Here is a 20,351-nt window from a genome sequence, read left to right as displayed (position 1 = left end):
ACAAAATCAGCGCACAACACAAAACCTGTGGGAGCGTGGCTTGCCCGCGAAGAGGCCGGTACAGTCACCGAATGTCAGAAGGACGGCGTACTCTGGCGCCGCTTCCACTGATTCAACCGCTGCTGCAAATTCAACGGGCTATGAACCTGCTGCTGCCGCGCCCGGCTGAACAGGATCAGCGCCAGTTCGGCGGTGGCCAGGGCATCGGCGCTGGCGTTGTGGCGCTCGAAGACTTCCAGCTTGAACCAGTCGATCCACTCATCCAGCCCGGCCTCGCGGATGTTGGCGTGCGGGCACAGCAGCGGTGCGATGTCCGCCACATCCAGAAAGGCATGCTGCAACTTGTAGCCCAGATGGTCTTTCAGGGCGCGCCCGAGCATGTGCTGGTCGAACGGCGCATGAAAGGCCAGCAACGGACTGTCGCCGACGAACTCCATGAACTCGAGCAACGCGTGCGCCGGGTTGCTACCGGCGGCAATGGCACTGGGCGCCAGGCCGTGAATCAAAACGCTGGGGCCGAGTTTGAGTTCGGCGCATTGCAGGGTGCGTTCGAACTGCTGACTGAAATCGATCGCGCCATCCTCGATCACCACCGCGCCGATGGACAGCACCCGATCCTTGTTCAGGTTCAGCCCGGTGGTTTCCAGATCGAGCACCACCCAGCGTTGTTCGCGCAGGCTGCACTCGCTCAGCGCGGTCGCCGTCGGCAAGCGTTGCAGACGCTGTTGCAGTTCCCCGGACAAAATCGGGCTGGCCGGGCGCAGCCATGAAAACAGACTCATAACTGATACCGCAGGGTCAGGCTGCTTTGCAGGCGTTGCGCCTGGCGCAGGGATTCGCGCAGGATCCGCCGGTCCAGATGATTGAGGCTATCCGGATCGACCCGGTTGGAGTAGGGCAGATTTTCCCGGGTCTGTAGCTGATGTTGCTGCATGCGGGTTTGCTGGATGAAGTGATAGGCCTCTTCGTACGCCGCGCCGTCCAGCGGCTCGATGACCTCTTTATCGACCAGTTGGCGAAACCGCTCCAGAGTATTGTTGGTCTCGATGCCATGGGCCAGGGCCAGCAGTCGGGCGCCGTCGACAAAAGGCGTCAGGCCCTGGATCTTCAGGTCCAGGGTGGCTTTCTCGCCATTCTTGCGCGCCAGCACGAACTCACGGAAACGGCCTACGGGTGGGCGATTGCGCAATGCGTTCTCGGCCATCATGCGCTGAAACAGGCGGTTGTCGCCGACCTGATCGAGAATCCCGCGACGCAACTGCTCACAGCCTTGCTCGCTACCCCAGACCACGCGCAAATCGAAATAGATGCTCGAACCCAGCAGGTTTTCCGGCGTCGCCTCGCGGATAAACGCGGCAAAGCGACGTGCCCATTCGACCCGGGACAGACACAGTTCGGGATTGCCGGCCATGATGTTGCCCTTGCACAGTGTGAAGCCGCACAGCGCCAGACTGTGGTTGATCTGGTGCGCGATGGGCAGCAATTTGCCACGGATTTCCGCTGCATGGGCCGCGTCCCGGGCTTCGAAAAGTATGCCGTTGTCCTGATCGGTGTGCAGCGTCTGCTCGCGACGACCTTCGCTGCCGAAACACAGCCAGCTGAACGGTACGCCGGGGTCGCCTTTTTCGGCCAGGGTCAGTTCGATCACCCGGCACACGGTGTGGTCGTTGAGCAGGGTAATGATGTGGGTGATCTGCGTCGAAGACGCACCGTGGGCCAACATGCGCTCCACTAGCTGGCCGATCTCGCCACGCAGCGCTACCAGGTTTTCCACGCGGGGGGCATTGCGAATGGTGCGGGCCAGGTGCACCAGGTCAACCCGTTGCAGGGAAAACAGATCCCGTTCAGAGACCACGCCGCACAAGCGCTGATCCTTGACCAGGCAGACGTGGGCGATATGTCGCTCGGTCATGGCAATCGCTGCATCGAACGCGCTGTGATCCGGGCTCAGGTAAAACGGCGACTGGGTCATATGCCGCTCGATGGCCTCGGTGAAATCACCGGTGCCGTTCGCCACCACCTCGCGCAAATCGCGCAGGGTGAAAATACCCAGCGGAGTCTTGTGGTCATCGACCACCACAATGCTGCCGACCTGCTGCTCATGCATCAGGGTCACGGCTTCACGCAACGGCGTGGCCGGGCTGCACGTCACCGGATGGCGCATGGCCAACTCACCCAGGCGGGTGTTGAGCGAGTATTGGGTGCCGAGGGTTTCCACGGCTTTTTGCTGGACTTGCTGGTTGACCTGATCCAGCAGGCTGCTCACGCCGCGTAGGGCAAAGTCGCGAAAGGTGTGGGAAATGGCGAATAGCTTGATGAACGCCAGCTTATTGAGCTGTAGGCAAAAGGTGTCTTCGGCGGCCAGGTGTTCGGTGCGGGTCGCCCGTTCACCCAGCAGCGCGGCGAGAGGGAAGCATTCGCCGGTGGTGATTTCGAAGGTGGTTTCGGTGCCGCCCTTGGCCGAATGCGGACGCTCGCCCACCACCCGACCCTGCTTGACGACGTAAAAGTGCTCAACCGGGCCATCGGCGGGCTTGATGATGCTCTCGCCGGGGCCATAAAAACGCAGCTGACATTGCTCGACCAGGTACGCCAGGTGCGCGTGTTCCATCTGGTTGAAGGGCGGGAAGCGCTGAAGGAATTGCAAAGTGCCCTGGATGTTCTGCAACACCGCGGTTTTCCCTGCCTGTGTGAAGGCGTCCGCTTTACTCATAACCATTACCGCAGTCTTTTTTGGATTTGTTGTTGTCGGATGACTCACCCATGGTCGACCCCTGCGGTCAGGGTGCCCATTGGACGTAAGTCTAGGTAGGCAAATAGTGTGATGGAATGTCGGAAAAACCTTACGCAACGGCGCGAAAAATCGCTCTATTCTGCTATTGGAAAAGTATCCGACGAAGTGCACATTGAAGCTCTGCTTAGTGATGTCTCACCACTGTGTCAGGGAATTGAATTGAACATGTAGAGAGCGCCATGTCCGACCACGATATTTTGAGTGACGCCGAGCGCGAAGCGCTCAGTGCCGTCATGCTGGAACCCGACCTGCCGCCGCAGCGGGTGCTGATCGTTGATGACGACAAGGACGCCCGAGAGCTGCTGTCAGAGATTCTGGCGCTGGACGGCATTCGTTGCATGACGGCGGCCAGCGGCGAAACCGCGCTCAAGATGCTCGAAGAAAAACCCTCGATCGGCCTGGTGATCACCGATCTGCGGATGGGGCATATCGATGGTCTGGATCTGATCCGCCAAGTGCGGGAGTCGGTACGGGCGGCGATGCCGATCATCATCGTCTCGGGTGACGCCGACGTGAAAGACGCCATCGCTGCGATGCATTTGAGCGTGGTGGATTTTCTGCTCAAGCCCATCGATTCCGGCAAATTGTTGGGGTTGGTCAAGCATGAGTTGGGAATGGATTTGTAGGATTGAGGGCTTTTGTGGCGAGGGAGCTTGCTCCCGCTGGGGCGCGAAGCGGCCCTTTGCGGTTTACCAGTCAAATCCCATTCGCTGACTTTACGACTGCTTCGCAGCCGAGCGCGAGCAAGCTCGCTCGTCACAGGAATACCTTCACCACCAAAATCGCGGTGAACAAAAAAGCCCTGATCGAAAGATCAGGGCTTTTTCATGTCCGGCATCAGCGCTCAGTTACAGGCCATTGGCAGCCTTGAACTCGCGACGACGACGGTGCAGAACCGGCTCGGTGTAGCCGTTCGGCTGTTTGGTGCCTTCGATCACCAGTTCGACCGCCGCCTGGAAGGCGATGTTGCTGTCGAAGTTCGGTGCCAGCGGGCGATACAGCGGGTCGTTGGCGTTCTGACGGTCAACCACCGGCGCCATGCGCTTGAGGCTTTCCATCACTTGCTCTTCGGTGACGATGCCGTGACGCAGCCAGTTGGCGATGTGCTGGCTGGAAATACGCAGCGTGGCACGGTCTTCCATCAGGCCGACGTCATTGATGTCCGGCACTTTCGAACAACCGACGCCCTGGTCGATCCAGCGCACCACATAACCGAGGATGCCCTGGGCATTGTTGTCCAGTTCATTCTTGATCTGTTCGGCGGTCCACTGCGGATTGACTGCCAGCGGGATGGTCAGGATGTCGTCCACCGATGCACGGGCACGCTTGGCCAGTTCGGCCTGACGGGCGAACACGTCGACCTTGTGATAGTGCAGCGCGTGCAGCGCGGCGGCGGTCGGCGATGGCACCCAGGCGGTGTTGGCACCGGCCAGCGGGTGAGCGATTTTCTGTTCCAGCATCGCCGCCATCAGGTCAGGCATGGCCCACATGCCCTTGCCGATCTGCGCACGGCCTTGCAGGCCAGTGCTCAAACCGATATCGACGTTGGAGTTCTCATAGGCGCCGATCCATTTTTCCGCCTTCATGTCCGCCTTGCGCACCATCGGGCCGGCTTCCATGGAGGTGTGGATTTCATCGCCGGTGCGGTCGAGGAAACCGGTGTTGATGAACACCACACGCTCGCTCGCCGCCTTGATGCAGGCCTTGAGGTTGACCGTGGTGCGGCGCTCCTCGTCCATGATCCCGACTTTGAGAGTGTTGCGCGGCAGGCCCAGCACGTCTTCGATGCGCCCGAACAGCTCGTTGGTGAACGCAGCTTCTTCAGGGCCGTGCATTTTCGGTTTAACGATGTAGACCGAGCCGGTGCGGGTGTTTTTGCGCGAGGTGTTGCCGTTCAGGTTGTGCATCGCCGCCAGAACAGTCACCAGACCGTCGAGGATGCCTTCCGGCACTTCGTTGCCAGCTTTGTCGAGGATCGCGTCGATGGTCATCAGGTGACCGACGTTGCGCACGAACAACAGCGAGCGACCGTGCAGGCTCAATTGGCTGCCGTCGACCGCAGTGTAGGTGCGATCGGCGTTCATGGTGCGGGTAAAGGTCTTGCCGCCCTTGGCGACTTCTTCCGACAGGTCGCCCTTCATCAGGCCGAGCCAGTTGCGGTAGATCACCACCTTGTCATCGGCATCGACGGCGGCGACGGAGTCTTCGCAGTCCATGATGGTGGTCAGCGCAGCTTCCATCAGGACGTCTTTGACGCCGGCAGCGTCGGTCTGGCCGACCGGGGTGCTGGCATCGATCTGGATTTCGAAATGCAGGCCGTTGTTCTTCAGCAGGATCGCGGTCGGTGCCGAAGCATCGCCCTGGAAGCCGATAAGCTGAGCGTCGTTGCGCAGGCCGGTGTTGCTGCCACCTTTGAGGGCGACCACCAGTTTGCCGTCAACGATGGTGTAGCGGGTGGAATCGACATGGGAGCCGGCCGCCAAAGGCGCCGCTTCGTCGAGGAAGGCACGGGCGAAGGCGATGACCTTGTCGCCGCGAACCTTGTTGTAGCCTTTGCCTTTTTCCGCTCCATCGGCTTCGCTGATGGCGTCGGTGCCGTACAGCGCGTCGTACAGCGAACCCCAGCGGGCGTTCGAAGCATTGAGGGCGAAACGGGCGTTCATCACCGGTACCACGAGTTGTGGACCGGCCATGCGGGCGATTTCTTCATCGACGTTTTGCGTCGTCGCCTGGAAATCGGCCGCTTCTGGCAGCAGATAACCGATGTCTTGCAGGAAGGCTTTATAAGCCACGGCGTCGTGGGCCTGGCCGGCACGAGACTGGTGCCAGCCATCGATACGAGCCTGGAAATCATCGCGTTTGGCGAGTAGGGCTTTGTTCTTCGGCGCCAGGTCATGAATGACCTTGTCGGCACCGGCCCAGAACTGATCGGCGGTGAGGCCGGTTCCGGGAATGGCTTCGTTGTTCACGAAGTCGAACAGGACTTTGGCGACCTGCAGGCCACCGACTTGAACGTGTTCAGTCATTGCTTGCCTCACTCTGCTCAGCTATTTCGCTTTTCAGCTCTTCAATTTAACAATGAAGCCTCTGGCATTTAAACCACAAACCCTGCGACCAGTGCATGCCATTTCTGACGGCTGGGTTGGGACCAATCAACGGCGTTGAGGCCTTGCTGACGGGGCTTTCAGGGATGCGACTGCGCCGGTGGCAGACATCGATCCAACGTTATGTAGTGCGCGCTGCGGCATACTACATGATGAATTGCGCTTGTGAAAATTAGACTAATTACGTCGTTCTGCGACCCCGTGACGCATTGCAGTCACGTCGGGGATCGGGATGTTCTCAAAAAAGTATGAGATTGTTCCAGTTAAATATAAAAAGTTGTACACGATTTGTGGCTGGCAGGTGAATCAGCGGGGGGCCATTCACGAGCAGGCTCGCTCCCACAAAGGATTGCGCGGTCTCTGTGGGAGCGAGCCTGCTCGCGAAGGCGTCAGACCTGCCAGCGCAGGTTTAACCCTTGCCTATACTTGGATTTCTAAAACAAAAATCATGACCAGAGGGCTGCGCCATGGACCACCTCGTTCTCACAGTTTTCGCTCCAGACAAGCCTGGGCAGGTCGAGCGCATTGCCCAATGCATTGCCGAGCATGGCGGTAACTGGCTGGAAAGCCGCATGTCGCGCATGGCCGGGCAATTTGCCGGGATTCTTCGGGTGGGCGTACCGGCCGAAGGCTACGATGAGCTGGTGGATGCCTTGAAAGGGTTGTCCACCCAAGGCATTCGGGTGTTGATCGCCGAAAGCAGCATCGAGCAATCGTGCACCTGGAAACCCATTGCCATGGAGTTGGTGGGCAATGACCGGCCGGGGATCGTGCGCGATATCACGCGGTTGCTGAGTGAGCAGGGCGTCAACCTGGAACGGCTGGTGACTGAAGTGCGCCCGGCACCGATGAGCAGCGAGCCGCTGTTTCACGCCGAAGCGATCCTTGCGGTGCCGTTGACGCTGTCCCTCGACGTGCTGCAATCACGCCTGGAAACCCTGGCCGATGATCTGATGGTGGAGTTGGTGCTGCGCAGTGAACCCTGATGGGTTATCCAAGTTAAACGTGCACCTGCCTGTGGATAACCTGTAGAGACAGCCCGCCAGGCCACATCCGCCGTGGCTTGGCGGGGTTTGATCAAAAAATCGCCAGTATTCAGTGACTTGCGCACAAACGCCGGGGATCACGCTGTGGATAACCTTGGGAAGGAACCTTGCAGGCCACGTCAAACGTGGCCTGCAAGGGGTTGTGCGTTTTTTGATCAGTTTCGGCGGCGCAGACTTATCCACGCATCAACGCTGTAAACCGCCAGACCGGCCCAGATAAAGATGAACGCCAGCAGCGTGCTCGACGACAAATGCTCGCCAAACAGCAACACGGCCTGCAGCAATACCAGGGTCGGCGCCAGGTATTGGAGAAAACCGAGGGTTGTGTAGGGCAAATGCCGGGCAGCGGCGTTGAAACACACCAGCGGCACCAGCGTCACCGGCCCGGCCGCCACCAGCCACCAGGCTTCGGACGTGGTCCAGAACTCGGCCTGGGCGCTGCTGGCGGTCGGGTTGAATAGCAACCAGGCGACGGCAATCGGTACCAGCATCCAGGTTTCCACCACCAGCCCTGGTAGCGCCTTGACCGGTGCCTGTTTGCGGATCAGTCCGTAGAAACCGAAGGTCAGGGCCAGCACCAGCGACACCCATGGCAGGCTGCCAACCTGCCACACCTGTTGTGCCACACCGATGGTCGCCAGGCCCACGGCAATCCACTGCATGCGCCGCAGCCGTTCGCCGAGGATCAGCATGCCCAGCAGCACGTTTACCAGCGGGTTGATGTAGTAGCCGAGACTGGCTTCGAGCATGCGTCCGTTATTGACCGACCACACATACGTCAACCAGTTGGCCGCGATCAATGTGCCGCTGAGGGCCAGGATCGCCAGCCGTCGTGGGTTTTCCCGCAGTTCGCGCCACCAGCCCGGGTGCTTCCAGACCAACAGCAACAAGGCGCCGAACAGTGCCGACCACAGCACCCGGTGGATGATGATCTCCACGGCGGGCACGCTGGCGATGGCTTTGAAGTAGAGCGGGAAAAGTCCCCAGATGATGTAGGCACTCAGACCCAGAATGTACCCGCGACGCGGGTTGGCGGCTTGCATGCAGAATCCTTGCTTAGGCAGCTAACAAAGAAGCGATTGTAAGGAGGTTTGTCTACAAATGTCCTGCTGGAATGGTGAGCACTGAGAACCTGTGGGAGCGAGCCTGCTCGCGAAAGCGGTGTGTCAGCCACAGATGTGCTGGATGTGCCACCGTAATCGCGAGCAGGCTCGCTCCCACATTGAATCTGGGTGAATCAGAAAAGTTTGAGTGGCTCTTCGTTAAGTGCCGCCAATTGCTCACGCAACGCCAACACCTGGTCGCCCCAGTACCGCTCGGTGCCGAACCACGGAAAGCTGCGCGGGAAGGCCGGGTCATCCCAGCGCCGGGCGAGCCACGCGCTGTAGTGCATCAGGCGCAGGGCGCGCAACGGTTCGATCAGCGCCAGTTCCCGCGGGTCGAAGTCGTGGAACTCGTTGTAGCCGTCCATCAATTCCGACAATTGTCCCAGGCATTCCTGACGGTTGCCGGCCAGCATCATCCAGATGTCCTGTACGGCCGGACCCATGCGGCAGTCATCGAGGTCGACGATGTGAAACATCTCGTCGCGGCACATCATGTTGCCGGGGTGGCAATCGCCGTGCATGCGGATGTTTTGGTGCGGCGTGTTGCTGTAGGCATCTTCCACACGTTTGAGCAGGTCGCGGGCTACGGACTCGTAGGCGGGCAGCAAACTGCGCGGTATGAAATTGCCTTCGAGCAAGGTCGCCAGCGAGTCATGGCCGAAGTTTTTGACTGCCAGTGCTTCGCGGTGCTCGAACGGTTTGGTCGCACCGACCGCGTGCAGGCGACCGAGCAATTGCCCCAGCCGATACAGCTGATCGAGGTTGCCGGGCTCCGGCGCGCGGCCGCCACGGCGTGGGAACAGGGTGAAACGGAAGCCGTTGTGCTCGTGCAGGGTTTCACCCTTGTGGATCAACGGCGCAACCACCGGCACCTCGACTTCGGTGAGTTCGAAGGTGAACTGGTGTTCTTCCAGAATCGCTTCGTTGGTCCAGCGCTGCGGGCGGTAAAACTTGGCGATCAACGGCTCGGAGTCTTCGATGCCGACCTGATAGACACGGTTTTCGTAGCTGTTGAGCGCCAGAATGCGCGCATCGCTCAAGAAGCCGATGCTTTCTACGGCATCGAGCACGAGGTCTGGGGTGAGGGTTTCAAACGGGTGGGCCATGCTGACTCCTGCGCGCAGCAGGCTGCTGCGTCCGGCCAGGCATGGTAGCGCAGACGAGCCGACTTTAGTGTTTAGGCTTGAGATGTGGGGCGTCTGGACTGACGTCATCGCGGGCAATTCCGCTCCCACAGGATATGCGCCATGTTGAAATCGGCGCAGGACCTGTGGGAGCGAGCCTGCTCGCGAAAGCGTTCTGTCAGGCGCCGATGATCCCGCCATCTTCACGGGTAATGGCCATGACCGAAGAGCGCGGCTTGCCGTTGGGCAAGTGCTCGGGGAAGGTCGAACCGCCGAATTCGCCTGGATGCTGGATCCCCACAAACAGGGTCTTCTGGTCCGGCGAGAAGCTGATGCCCGTCACTTCGCAACCAATCGGTCCAACCATGAAACGGCGAATTTCGCCGGTCACCGGGTCGGCGCAGAGCATCTGGTTGTTGCCCATACCGGCGAAATCACCGGCATTGCTCGCATCGCCGTCGGTTTGTATCCACAACCGCCCGGCGTCATCGAAAGCCAACCCATCCGGGCTGTTGAACATGTTCTGCGGCGTGATGTTCGATGAGCCGCCCTTCGGTGTGCCGGCGTGCACTTGCGGGTTGCCGGCGACCACGAACAGGTCCCAGGAAAAACTTTTCGAACCGTGATCGTCGCGGTCGGTGCGCCAGCGCAGGATTTGCCCGTAAACGTTTTTTTCCCGCGGATTCGGACCGCCCGCCGGTTGCCCGTCTTCACCGCGCTTGGCGTTGTTGGTCAACGTGCAGTAGACCTGACCGTCCTTGGGACTCACCACGATCCATTCCGGGCGATCCATGCGCGTGGCCTTCACCACGCTGGCCGCCAGGCGCACGTTGATCAGCACTTGCGCCTGATCGGCGAAACCGCTGCCGGCATCGATGCCGTTTTTGCCGTGGGTCAGCTCGATCCATTCACCCTGGCCTTTCGGGTGATCGGCATTGCTGTCGCCGGCGTCGAAACGCGCCACGTACAAGGTGCCGTGGTCGAGCAAGTCGCGGTTGGCCTTGGGGGTTTTGTGGTTGATTTTGTCGCGGCTGACGAACTTGTAGATGAATTCGCCGCGTTCATCGTCGCCCATGTACACCACGGCATGGCCGTCATTGGTTTCGGCCAGGGCGGCGTTTTCATGTTTGAAGCGACCCAGTGCGGTGCGCTTGACCGGGGTCGATTGCGGATCGAACGGATCGATCTCCACAATCCAGCCGTGGCGGTTGAGTTCGTTGGGGTTTTTCGCCAGGTCAAAGCGCGCATCGTGCTGATGCCAGTTGATCTCTTTACTGGTCGCCACCGCGCCATAGCGCTTCTGTGCGGCATCGAGCTTCAGTTCTGCATCGGTGCTACCAAAGCAGTCGGTGAAGTTCTCTTCGCAGGTCAGATAAGTGCCCCAGGGTGTTTTGCCGTTGGCGCAGTTCTGGAAGGTGCCGAGAACAGTCTTGCCGTGTGGGTCGGCGCTGGTTTTCAGCAGCTCGTTGCCAGCGGCCGGACCGCTCAGGCTGATCGGGGAGTTACCGTGGATGCGGCGGTTGTAGCGCGAATCCTGGACGAATTGCCAGTGACCGTTTTTGCGCTGCACTTCGATGACCGCCACGCCTTCGGCAGCCAGTGCCTTGTGCACTTCTTCGGCCGATTGCGGCATGCCGCCGTGGGGGTAGAGGTAGCGGTAGTTGGTGTACTCGTTGTTGATCGCCATCAGCGCCCGGTTGGGGTCGTCGGGAAAGGCGAACAGGCTCATGCCGTCGTTGTGATCACCGAACTGCACTTCCTGCTGCTCGGCGCTGCCCTGGCCGCTCGGGTCGAAAGCCGGGCCGTTCTTGTGCAAGGGTTGACCCCAACTGATCAGCACCGAGGATTTGTAGCCCGGCGGCAGGCTGATGCTGTCGGCGGTGGCCGCGGGAATGCTGTCGAAACCCAGCAATTGGCTCGTGCCGGCACTGACACTGGCGGCCAGCACGCTGCGACTCAACAAGTTGCCGCCCAGAAACATTGCGGCGCCGCACAGGGCTCCTGCGCTGATGAATCCACGGCGGCTGAGGCCGACCATTTGTTCGAGGTCGGTGGTTTGGTGTTCTTCCAATAGGCTCACATCAGGCTCCCTGCGGTTTGTGCAGTCACCTTAATGATGGGTGATGAAGGTTTTGTTGCAGCACGTTTACAACGGCGTACCCAGCAACACGTTGGACGGCGAAAACTGCACGCTCACCGGTTCTCCCATGGCCAAGCGCCGCGATTGCAGATGTTCGGGATCGACCAGTGCGCAGAGTGTCTGGCCGTTGGGCAGGGCGATGCGCACTTCACTGGGGCCGTCTTCGGCGTCGAGAATTTCCTCGATCGTGCCTTTGAGGCAATTGTGTCCGGGCGTTGCGACGTCTTCGGCGCCGAGCAATTCAAGCCAGCCGGCCTTGATCAGGGCCACCACTTCGGTGCCGGGTTGCAGCTCCAGGCGCAGGGTGCTGTCGTGGGTGATTTGTGCGTCGATGCTCAAGCCTTCGGCCAGTTCAAGGCGAACCCTGTCGTTGTGGCCTTGGGTTTCGATGGCGGCAACCTTGCCATGCAATTGATTACGCGCGCTGGTGCGCAGCATCAAGCGGCTGAGCAGGTCGAGGTCGCTGGCTTCTTCGGGGGCTTCCAGCACCTGGGCCTGCAAGGCTTGCAGCTTTTGATACAGGCGCAAAACCCGCTCACCTTCGCTGGACAGTCTGGCGCCGCCACCACCCTTGCCGCCGACGCTGCGCTCCACCAATGGCTTCTGCGCCAGGTTGTTGAGTTCATCGATGGCATCCCAGGCGGCCTTGTAGCTCAGGCCCGCGCTTTTCGCCGCGCGGGTGATCGAGCCCTGTTCGGCAATGTGTTGCAGCAGGGCGATGCGTTGCGGGCGACGGACAATGTGTTGGGACAACAATGTGGGCAGGGACATGGTAGAGCGCTTCGGGCTGTGACGATGGAGGGGACGTTGGCGGCTGGGAGCCCGGGAGTCAAGTCGAGCCACGGTCCTTGTGGGAGCGAGCCTGCTCGCGAAGAGGTCGTGTCAGCTGAAATCACTGCTGCTGACACACCGCCTTCGCTAGCAAGGCCGCTCCCACAGGTTTTTGTGTTTTGGGGTCAGATTGTATCGCCAGGTTTTGGGGTACGAGCCAGGCAATACACATCAACCCGTGCGGCACCTGCGTCCATCAGCAGGCGGGCCAGTGCTTGCGCCGTGGCACCGGTGGTCAGCACATCGTCCACCAACGCCAGGTGACGTCCTTTGAACGATGCGCCGGGTGCCAGCGCGAACACATGGCGCAGGTTTTTCCGCCGTTCGTTGGCGTTCAGCACCTGTTGCGCGCTGGTGTCCTGGGTCCTCAGTAGCAGTCTTTCATCCCACGGCAAGTCCAATCGGGTGCTCAGCCAGCGCGCCAGCATCGCGGCCTGATTGAACCCCCGTTGGCGCAGCCGTCGGGTGGCCAGCGGCACCGGCACCAGTAAATCGGGACGCTGCAGATCATCTTCGAAGCGATGTTGCAGGGCCTGTGCGAGCAGCTCGGCCAGCAGGTGGCCGAAGGGCCACTTCGCGCTGTGTTTGAAGCGGGTGATCAGGCTGTCTATCGGAAAACTGTAGGTCCAGGGGGCAATGACGTGTTCGAAGGCCGGCGGCTGCTTCAGGCACTGGCCACAGGTCAGGCCAGCCGCGGGCAACGGCAGGGCGCAGGTCTGACAGTGATCGCCGAGCCAGGGAAGCTCCGTTTCGCAGGCCATGCAGAGGGGCGTATCGCCATCGGCGGCTTCGTCGCAAAGCAAACAGACCTGTTTATTTTTTAACCAGATGTAAACCTGTCCATTGTGTCGTGGTTGACAGCGCATCGCTCTTCCTTAAATATGCCGAACATCCGTGTTGCGCCTGTGGGTATTCCGTCCCGCAGTCGCTTGCCCAGCATAAAACCTTGTACGGCTTAAAATAAAGGTAACGCCCATGAGCGCCAGCACCTCTGCAACCCTGCGTCATGACTGGTCTTTGGCCGAAGTCAAAGCACTCTTCGTTCAACCATTCAATGACTTGCTGTTCCAGGCGCAGACCGTGCACCGCGCGCATTTCGACGCCAACCGCGTCCAGGTGTCGACCCTGTTGTCGATCAAAACCGGCGCCTGTCCGGAAGATTGCAAATATTGTCCGCAGTCCGGTCACTACAACACCGGCCTGGAAAAAGAAAAGCTGATGGAGGTGCAGAAGGTCCTCGAAGAGGCCGCTCGTGCCAAGGCCATCGGTTCGACCCGTTTCTGCATGGGCGCGGCGTGGAAGCACCCCTCGGCCAAGGACATGCCGTATGTGTTGAAGATGGTCGAAGGCGTGAAGGCCCTGGGCCTGGAAACCTGCATGACCCTCGGTCGCCTGGATCAGGAACAGACCGAAGCGCTGGCCAAGGCTGGCCTCGACTACTACAACCACAACCTCGACACCTCGCCGGAGTTCTACGGCAGCATCATCACCACCCGCACCTACAGCGAGCGCCTGCAAACCTTGGCATATGTGCGTGATTCGGGGATGAAGATCTGTTCCGGCGGTATCCTCGGCATGGGCGAGTCCCTCGATGACCGTGCCAACCTGCTGATCCAGCTGGCCAACCTGCCGGAGCATCCGGAGTCGGTGCCGATCAACATGCTGGTGAAAGTGGCCGGCACGCCGCTGGAGAACGCCGACGACGTCGACCCGTTCGACTTCATCCGCATGCTCGCCGTCGCCCGGATCCTGATGCCCAAATCCCACGTGCGCCTGTCCGCCGGCCGCGAAGCCATGAACGAGCAGATGCAGGCCCTGGCGTTCTTCGCCGGCGCCAACTCGATTTTCTACGGCGAGAAACTGCTGACCACCGCCAACCCGCAGGCCGACAAGGACATGCAACTGTTCGGGCGCTTGGGGATCCTGCCGGAAGCTCGCGAAGAACATGCCGACGAAGTGCATCAGGCGGCTATTGAGCAGGCGCTGGTGGAGCACAAGAGCAGCGAGCAGTTTTACAACGCGGCTGTTTGAATCGCCCACCATTGACCTGATTGAAATGCAAAACCCTGTGGGAGCGAGCCTGCTCGCGAAAGGGATCTGACAATCGACATTTTTGTTGAAGGTGAGGCCCTCTTCGCGAGCAGGCTCGCTCCCACAGTGGACTTGTGTCACTGGATAGACGAGGCCTGCATGTCTTTCGATCTCGCCGCACGCCTGGCTACCCGTCGTGCCGAAAACCTTTACCGCCAACGCCCGCTGCTCGAAAGCCCGCAGGGCCCTGAAGTGGTGGTCGATGGCCAGCCGCTGCTGGCGTTCTGCAATAACGACTACCTGGGCCTGGCCAATCACCCGCAAGTGATCGAAGCCTGGCGTGCGGGTGCTTCGAAATGGGGGGTTGGCGGCGGTGCTTCGCATCTGGTGATCGGCCACAGCGGCCCGCATCACGCCCTGGAAGAAGCGCTGGCCGACCTGACCGGCCGTCCGCGTGCCTTGCTGTTCACCACCGGCTATATGGCCAACCTCGGTGCAGTCACGGCGTTGGTGGGGCAGGGCGATACGGTGCTCGAAGACCGGCTCAATCATGCCTCCCTGCTGGATGCGGGATTGTTGTCGGGGGCGCGTTTCAATCGCTACCTGCACAACGATGCGGCGAGCCTGGCCGCACGTCTTGAGAAAGCCACCGGCAATACGCTGGTGGTCACCGATGGTGTGTTCAGCATGGACGGCGATATCGCCGATCTGCCGGCATTGGCCCGGGAAGCCAAGGCCAAGGGCGCGTGGCTGATGGTCGACGATGCTCACGGTTTCGGCCCGCTGGGCGCGAATGGCGGCGGCATCGTCGAGCATTTCGGATTGAGCATGGAAGACGTGCCGGTGCTGGTCGGCACCCTCGGCAAGGCGTTCGGCACGGCGGGGGCGTTTGTCGCCGGCAGCGAAGAGCTGATCGAGAGCCTGATCCAGTTCGCCCGACCTTACATCTACACCACCAGCCAACCGCCGGCCCTGGCCTGCGCCACGCTGAAAAGCCTGGATCTGCTGCGCAGCGAGCACTGGCGTCGTGAGCATTTACAGACGCTGATCCGTCAGTTCCGCCAGGGCGCCGAGCAGATCGGCCTGGAACTGATGGACAGCTTCACGCCGATCCAGCCGATCATGATTGGCGACGCCGGGCGCGCGGTGCGCTTGTCGCAGATGCTGCGCGAACGCGGCTTGATGGTGACCGCGATCCGCCCGCCGACCGTGCCTGCCGGTAGCGCCCGTCTGCGCGTGACCCTGACCGCCGCTCACAGCGAAGCGCAGGTGCAGCTATTGTTAGAGGGACTGGCCGATTGTTTTAAACAACTTGGACCGGAGCCAAGCGATGCGTGACCGACTGATTCTGCTGCCCGGCTGGGGCCTCGGAATTTCGCCGCTGGAACCCTTGGCCGCGGCCCTGCAAGGCCTGGACGAGCACCTGCGGGTGGAAATCGAGCCATTGCCGGAACTGGAATCGAGCGATCCTGAAGAATGGCTCGATGAGCTCGACTCGACGATCCCCCAGGACACCTGGCTCGGCGGCTGGTCGCTGGGCGGCATGCTTGCGTCGCAGTTGGCGGCGCGTCGCGGTGATCGGTGCTGCGGCTTGTTTACGCTGGCCAGTAACCCTTCTTTTGTCGCCCATGAGCAGTGGCCAAGCGCGATGCCCGGGGAAACCTTCGATGCGTTTCTGGCGAACTGCATCGCCGACCCGCGCATGACTTTGAAACGCTTTTCGTTGCTCTGCGCACAAGGCGCCGAAGACCCGCGCGGGTTGTCTCGGTTGCTGCTCGGTGGTGCGCCACATAGCGCAGCACCCATGTTGATGAGCGGCCTGGAAGTGCTCGCGCAACTGGATACCCGGCAAGCCTTGCAGGCTTTTCGCGGTCCACAGTTGCACCTGTTCGCCGGCCTCGACGGGCTGGTGCCTGCCGAAGTGGCGGGCGACGTGCTGACGTTGCTGCCCGATGTCGAAATCGGCCTGATCGAACAGGCCAGCCACGCGTTTCTTCTGGAAGATCCCCACGGTGTGGCGGGGGCGATCCAGGCCTTTTTGCATGAGTGCGGCGATGACTGACTTATCCCTTCCCACCCCACCTGGGGGGTTGCCTGACAAACGCCAGGTAGCGGCTTCCTTCTCCCGTGCCGCGGAGAGTTATGACAGCGTGGCCGAATTGCAGCGTGATGTCGGCAGCCAGCTGCTGAGCCGTTTGCCGGACGATTTCGTCCCGGGGCGCTGGCTCGACCTGGGCTGTGGCACCGGGCATTTCAGTCGCGCGCTGGGTGAGCGGTTCCCGACGGGGCACGGCGTGGCGCTGGACATCGCCGAAGGCATGCTCAATCACGCCCGACCATTGGGCGGCGCCACGCACTTCATCGCTGGCGATGCCGAGAATCTTCCGCTGCGCGATTCGACCTGCGACCTGATCTATTCCAGCCTGGCGGTGCAGTGGTGCGCGGACTTCGCTTCGGTACTCAGCGAGGCTCATCGCGTGCTGAAGCCTGGCGGAATTTTCGCGTTTGCTAGTCTGTGCGTGGGCACGTTGTTTGAACTGCGTGACAGTTGGCGGCAGGTGGATGGCATGGTGCACGTCAACCGCTTCCGTGAGTTCGCGGATTATCAGCAGTTATGCGCGGCCAGCGGTTTGCAGCCGATCAGTCTGCAAACCCGTCCCCACGTGCTGTACTACCCGGATGTGCGCAGCCTGACCCATGAGCTCAAGGCGCTGGGCGCGCACAACCTCAACCCTGGTCGGCCGGGTGGACTGACCGGTCGGGCGCGGATTCTGGGGTTGATCGAGGCCTATGAGCAGTTTCGTCAGGCCCAGGGCCTGCCGGCGACTTATCAAGTGGTGTACGCCGTTATGGAGAAACCCTTATGAGCGCAGCCTATTTCATCACCGGCACCGACACCGATGTCGGCAAAACCACGGTGGCCGCCGGTTTGCTCTACGCCGCAAGGTCTGCGGGCCTGAGCACAGCGGCGGGTAAACCGGTCGCCTCCGGTTGCGATGTCACGCCCAAAGGCTTGCGCAACGCCGATGCGTTGGCGCTGCAGGCGGAATGCTCGGTGCCGCTGACTTATCAACAGGTCAATCCGGTCGCCTTCGAACCGCCCATTGCCCCGCACCTGGCGGCACGCGAGGCGGGTGTGGCATTGACGGTGCAGTCGCTGTTGGTGCCGATGCAGCAGATTCTCGACATGCAAGCCGACTTCACCTTGATCGAAGGCGCCGGTGGCTGGCGCGTGCCGCTGGCGGATCAGGACAATCTGTCGGACCTGGCGATGGCGCTGGGTCTTCCGGTGATTCTGGTGGTCGGCGTGCGCCTGGGGTGCATCAACCATGCGTTACTGACCGCCGAGGCCATCGCCCAGGACGGTTTGCAACTGGCGGGGTGGGTGGCCAATATCATCGATGCCAAGACCTCGCGGCTGGAAGAGAACCTGGCGACACTGGCCGAGCGAATCCCGGCGCCGTGTCTTGGGCGGGTGCCGAAACTCAAGTTGGTCACGGCCGAAGCGGTGGCGGAGCATCTTCAGCTGGATTTGCTGGACTGAAGGTGTGGGCTTTGTCTATGACAAGGCACTGTGCCATTAGTGTTTTTGTCGGGCGTTTTGCTCACGCGTCTGCTTCAATGCCCGCTGTTGATCCTTTGCAAGGACGAGTCCTCCCATGGAAATCTCAGGAAGCACTGCTTTTTACGCCGGTCTGAGCACTATTCAGACAGGGCAGAACCGTGTTGATCAAGCCGCCGGGCAGATCGCCAATAATACGATCGAGCGCTCGGTCACCAGCCAGTCATCCGAGGTTCAGGTTGATCGCCTGCGTTCGGTCGATCGCAGCCAGCAATCGGACCTGACCAGCAGCATGGTGGAGATGGCCCAGGGTAAATTTCAGGTGGAACTGGGTGTCAAAGTTGCCAAGGCATCCGATGAAATGCTCGGTACGTTGATCGATACCTTCGCCTGACGCTTCTGAACCCGCAACGCCGACGCCGCGATCATTCGCGGCGTTTTTCTGCGTAAGTCCTTCTCTGCAAACTATTCTTTCCTACACTGCGTGTAGCTCGTCGAGCGCCGTTGCGTTGCCGTGCGCGTGGGTGTGGCGATGGGGCGATGACGAATGGCAAAAGATCGGCGCTTGACAAGCTTTTGGCGTAAACGTATGTTTCAAACAACTGTTTGACCGCCACAACAAATCCACGCGGTCGTTCATTCCCGGTTACATCAGCAGAGGTTTATCGCTATGCCTGACTACAAGGCCCCCTTGCGTGATATTCGCTTCGTTCGTGACGAACTGCTCGGCTACGAAGCGCACTATCAGAGCCTTCCGGCTTGCGCGGACGCAACTCCGGACATGGTTGACGCCATTCTCGAAGAAGGCGCCAAGTTTTGTGAGCAGGTACTGGCTCCGCTGAACCGTGTGGGCGACCTTGAAGGCTGCACCTGGAGCGAGTCCGGCGTTAAGACCCCGACTGGCTTCAAGGAAGCGTACAAGCAGTTCGTCGAAGGCGGCTGGCCAAGCCTGGCCCACGACGTCGAGCACGGCGGTCAAGGCCTGCCGGAATCCTTGGGTCTGGCCATCAGCGAAATGGTGGGCGAATCCAACTGGTCGTGGGGCATGTACCCGGGCCTGTCGCACGGCGCAATGAACACCATCTCCGAGCACGGCACGCCTGAGCAGCAAGAGGCTTACTTGACCAAGCTGGTGTCCGGCGAGTGGACCGGCACCATGTGCCTGACCGAACCTCACTGCGGTACCGACCTGGGCATGCTGCGCACCAAGGCCGAGCCTCAGGCCGACGGTTCCTACAAAGTCTCCGGTACCAAGATCTTCATCTCGGCCGGTGAACACGACATGGCCGACAACATCGTCCACATCGTGTTGGCCCGCCTGCCGGACGCACCGGCCGGTACCAAAGGCATTTCCCTGTTCATCGTGCCGAAATTCCTGCCGAACACAGACGGTTCGATCGGTGCACGTAACGCGGTGTCCTGTGGTTCCCTGGAACACAAGATGGGCATCCACGGCAACGCCACCTGCGTGATGAACTTCGACGCGGCCACCGGTTACCTGATCGGCCCGGCGAACAAAGGCCTGAACTGCATGTTCACCTTCATGAACACCGCACGCCTGGGTACCGCGCTGCAAGGCCTGGCCCACGCTGAAGTCGGCTTCCAGGGCGGCCTGAAATACGCTCGCGATCGCCTGCAAATGCGCTCGCTGACTGGCCCGAAAGCGCCGGACAAAGCGGCCGACCCGATCATCGTGCACCCTGACGTACGCCGCATGCTGTTGACCATGAAGGCGTTCGCCGAAGGCAACCGTGCGATGGTTTACTTCACCGCCAAGCAAGTCGACATCGTCAAGTACGGCGTGGACGAAGAAGAGAAGAAGAAAGCCGACGCACTGCTGGCGTTCATGACCCCAATTGCCAAAGCCTTCATGACCGAAGTCGGTTTCGAATCGGCTAACCACGGCGTGCAGATCTATGGCGGCCACGGTTTCATCGCCGAGTGGGGCATGGAGCAGAACGTTCGCGACAGCCGCATTTCCATGCTGTACGAAGGCACCACCGGCATCCAGGCACTCGACCTGCTGGGTCGTAAAGTACTGATGACTCAAGGCGAAGCCCTCAAAGGTTTCACCAAGATCGTGCACAAGTTCTGCCAGACCCACGAAGGTAACGAAGCGGTCAAAGAGTTCGTTGCACCGTTGGCTGCACTGAACAAGGAATGGGGCGAGCTGACCATGAAGGTCGGTATGGCTGCCATGAAGGATCGCGAAGAAGTCGGCGCGGCCTCGGTGGACTACCTGATGTACTCCGGTTACGCCTGCCTGGCCTATTTCTGGGCCGACATGGCGCGCCTGGCGGCCGAGAAACTGGCTGCCGGCACTTCCGAGGAGGCGTTCTATACCGCCAAGCTGCAGACTGCGCGCTTCTACTTCCAGCGCATCCTGCCGCGTACCCGCACTCACGTTGCAACCATGCTGTCGGGCGCCAACAACCTGATGGACATGAAAGAAGAAGACTTCGCGCTGGGTTACTAAGCCTTAGCGCCGATCTTCAAAAAACCGCTGGTCCTTCGGGGCTGGCGGTTTTTTTTGCCTGTTTCTTTCTCGTCTGTAGGAGCGAGCTTGCTCGCGATGGACGTTAATAATAACGCGTGCTCCTGATTAAACGCGTC

The 20,351-nt window shown here is 60.6% G+C and carries 17 protein-coding genes; 9 read left to right on the top strand and 8 right to left on the bottom strand.

Translation table 11 applies throughout. From position 1 onward, the window contains the following. Positions 1–74: 74 nt before the first annotated feature. Positions 75–782 (bottom strand): 3'-5' exonuclease, encoded by a 708-nt coding sequence (locus tag ACW9HW_RS21105; RefSeq protein ID WP_457401647.1) that lies wholly within the window; start codon positions 780–782, stop codon positions 75–77. Beyond that, on the bottom strand, positions 779–2,719 hold the full coding sequence (locus ACW9HW_RS21100; protein WP_457401646.1) for a putative nucleotidyltransferase substrate binding domain-containing protein: 1,941 nt from the start codon (positions 2,717–2,719) through the stop codon (positions 779–781). Before ACW9HW_RS21100 ends, ACW9HW_RS21105 begins: the two co-directional genes overlap by 4 nt. A 254-nt stretch (positions 2,720–2,973) precedes the next feature. Between ACW9HW_RS21100 and ACW9HW_RS21095 the strand changes: the two genes are divergently transcribed. Beyond that, positions 2,974–3,420 (top strand): response regulator, encoded by a 447-nt coding sequence (locus tag ACW9HW_RS21095; protein ID WP_095195912.1) that lies wholly within the window; start codon positions 2,974–2,976, stop codon positions 3,418–3,420. A 222-nt stretch (positions 3,421–3,642) separates the two neighbouring features. Here the strand turns inward: ACW9HW_RS21095 and ACW9HW_RS21090 are convergent, their stop codons facing one another. Then, the gene (locus tag ACW9HW_RS21090; RefSeq protein WP_095195911.1) at positions 3,643–5,820 is read right to left on the bottom strand and encodes a malate synthase G; all 2,178 of its coding nucleotides are present in this window, start codon (positions 5,818–5,820) and stop codon (positions 3,643–3,645) included. 545 nt (positions 5,821–6,365) lie between these two features. Between ACW9HW_RS21090 and ACW9HW_RS21085 the strand changes: the two genes are divergently transcribed. Next, positions 6,366–6,884 carry a glycine cleavage system protein R gene (locus ACW9HW_RS21085; protein WP_095195910.1) on the top strand — a complete coding sequence of 173 codons (519 nt, stop codon included), beginning with the start codon at positions 6,366–6,368 and terminating at the stop codon, positions 6,882–6,884. A gap of 215 nt (positions 6,885–7,099) precedes the next feature. On the opposite strand, the gene rarD is transcribed toward ACW9HW_RS21085, so the two are convergent. The 5 genes from rarD to ACW9HW_RS21060 all read right to left on the bottom strand — a co-directional run bounded on the left by rarD (position 7,100) and on the right by ACW9HW_RS21060 (position 13,011). After that, a complete protein-coding gene (gene rarD / locus ACW9HW_RS21080; protein WP_095195909.1) occupies positions 7,100–7,987 on the bottom strand; it encodes an EamA family transporter RarD in 888 nt (295 codons plus the stop codon). 194 nt (positions 7,988–8,181) lie between these two features. After that, the gene (locus tag ACW9HW_RS21075; RefSeq protein WP_095195908.1) at positions 8,182–9,156 is read right to left on the bottom strand and encodes a serine/threonine protein kinase; all 975 of its coding nucleotides are present in this window, start codon (positions 9,154–9,156) and stop codon (positions 8,182–8,184) included. A 196-nt stretch (positions 9,157–9,352) separates the two neighbouring features. Beyond that, positions 9,353–11,254: a PhoX family protein gene (locus ACW9HW_RS21070; RefSeq protein WP_457401645.1), complete on the bottom strand. Its 1,902-nt coding sequence runs from the start codon at positions 11,252–11,254 to the stop codon at positions 9,353–9,355. Between the two features lie 66 nt (positions 11,255–11,320). Continuing rightward, positions 11,321–12,085 (bottom strand): TOBE domain-containing protein, encoded by a 765-nt coding sequence (locus tag ACW9HW_RS21065; protein WP_457401644.1) that lies wholly within the window; start codon positions 12,083–12,085, stop codon positions 11,321–11,323. Between the two features lie 185 nt (positions 12,086–12,270). After that, positions 12,271–13,011, bottom strand: coding sequence for a double zinc ribbon domain-containing protein (locus tag ACW9HW_RS21060; RefSeq protein ID WP_457401643.1), 741 nt, complete (start codon positions 13,009–13,011; stop codon positions 12,271–12,273). A gap of 109 nt (positions 13,012–13,120) precedes the next feature. Between ACW9HW_RS21060 and bioB the strand changes: the two genes are divergently transcribed. The 7 genes from bioB to ACW9HW_RS21025 all read left to right on the top strand — a co-directional run bounded on the left by bioB (position 13,121) and on the right by ACW9HW_RS21025 (position 20,214). Next, the gene (gene bioB, locus ACW9HW_RS21055; RefSeq protein WP_095195904.1) at positions 13,121–14,176 is read left to right on the top strand and encodes a biotin synthase BioB; all 1,056 of its coding nucleotides are present in this window, start codon (positions 13,121–13,123) and stop codon (positions 14,174–14,176) included. Positions 14,177–14,335: 159 nt separating this feature from the next. Then, complete coding sequence (bioF, locus tag ACW9HW_RS21050; protein ID WP_457401642.1) at positions 14,336–15,514, top strand: 8-amino-7-oxononanoate synthase; 1,179 nt, start codon at positions 14,336–14,338, stop codon at positions 15,512–15,514. After that, entirely contained in the window at positions 15,507–16,238 is a 732-nt protein-coding gene (locus tag ACW9HW_RS21045; protein ID WP_457401641.1) for an alpha/beta fold hydrolase, read from the top strand. Before bioF ends, ACW9HW_RS21045 begins: the two co-directional genes overlap by 8 nt. Then, positions 16,231–17,043 carry a malonyl-ACP O-methyltransferase BioC gene (gene bioC / locus ACW9HW_RS21040; RefSeq protein WP_095195901.1) on the top strand — a complete coding sequence of 271 codons (813 nt, stop codon included), beginning with the start codon at positions 16,231–16,233 and terminating at the stop codon, positions 17,041–17,043. Before ACW9HW_RS21045 ends, bioC begins: the two co-directional genes overlap by 8 nt. Then, entirely contained in the window at positions 17,040–17,720 is a 681-nt protein-coding gene (bioD, locus tag ACW9HW_RS21035; RefSeq protein ID WP_095195900.1) for a dethiobiotin synthase, read from the top strand. The genes bioC and bioD overlap by 4 nt, the downstream gene beginning before the upstream one ends. 115 nt (positions 17,721–17,835) lie before the next feature. Further along, positions 17,836–18,132, top strand: coding sequence for a pyrroloquinoline quinone biosynthesis protein PqqE (locus ACW9HW_RS21030; RefSeq protein WP_457401640.1), 297 nt, complete (start codon positions 17,836–17,838; stop codon positions 18,130–18,132). 276 nt (positions 18,133–18,408) lie between these two features. Next, a complete protein-coding gene (locus tag ACW9HW_RS21025) occupies positions 18,409–20,214 on the top strand; it encodes a phenylacyl-CoA dehydrogenase (protein WP_457401639.1) in 1,806 nt (601 codons plus the stop codon). Positions 20,215–20,351 lie beyond the last annotated feature (137 nt).

The organism is Pseudomonas sp. SDO5532_S415, from assembly GCF_054071155.1.
This window is presented reverse-complemented; position numbering and strand designations above follow the sequence as displayed.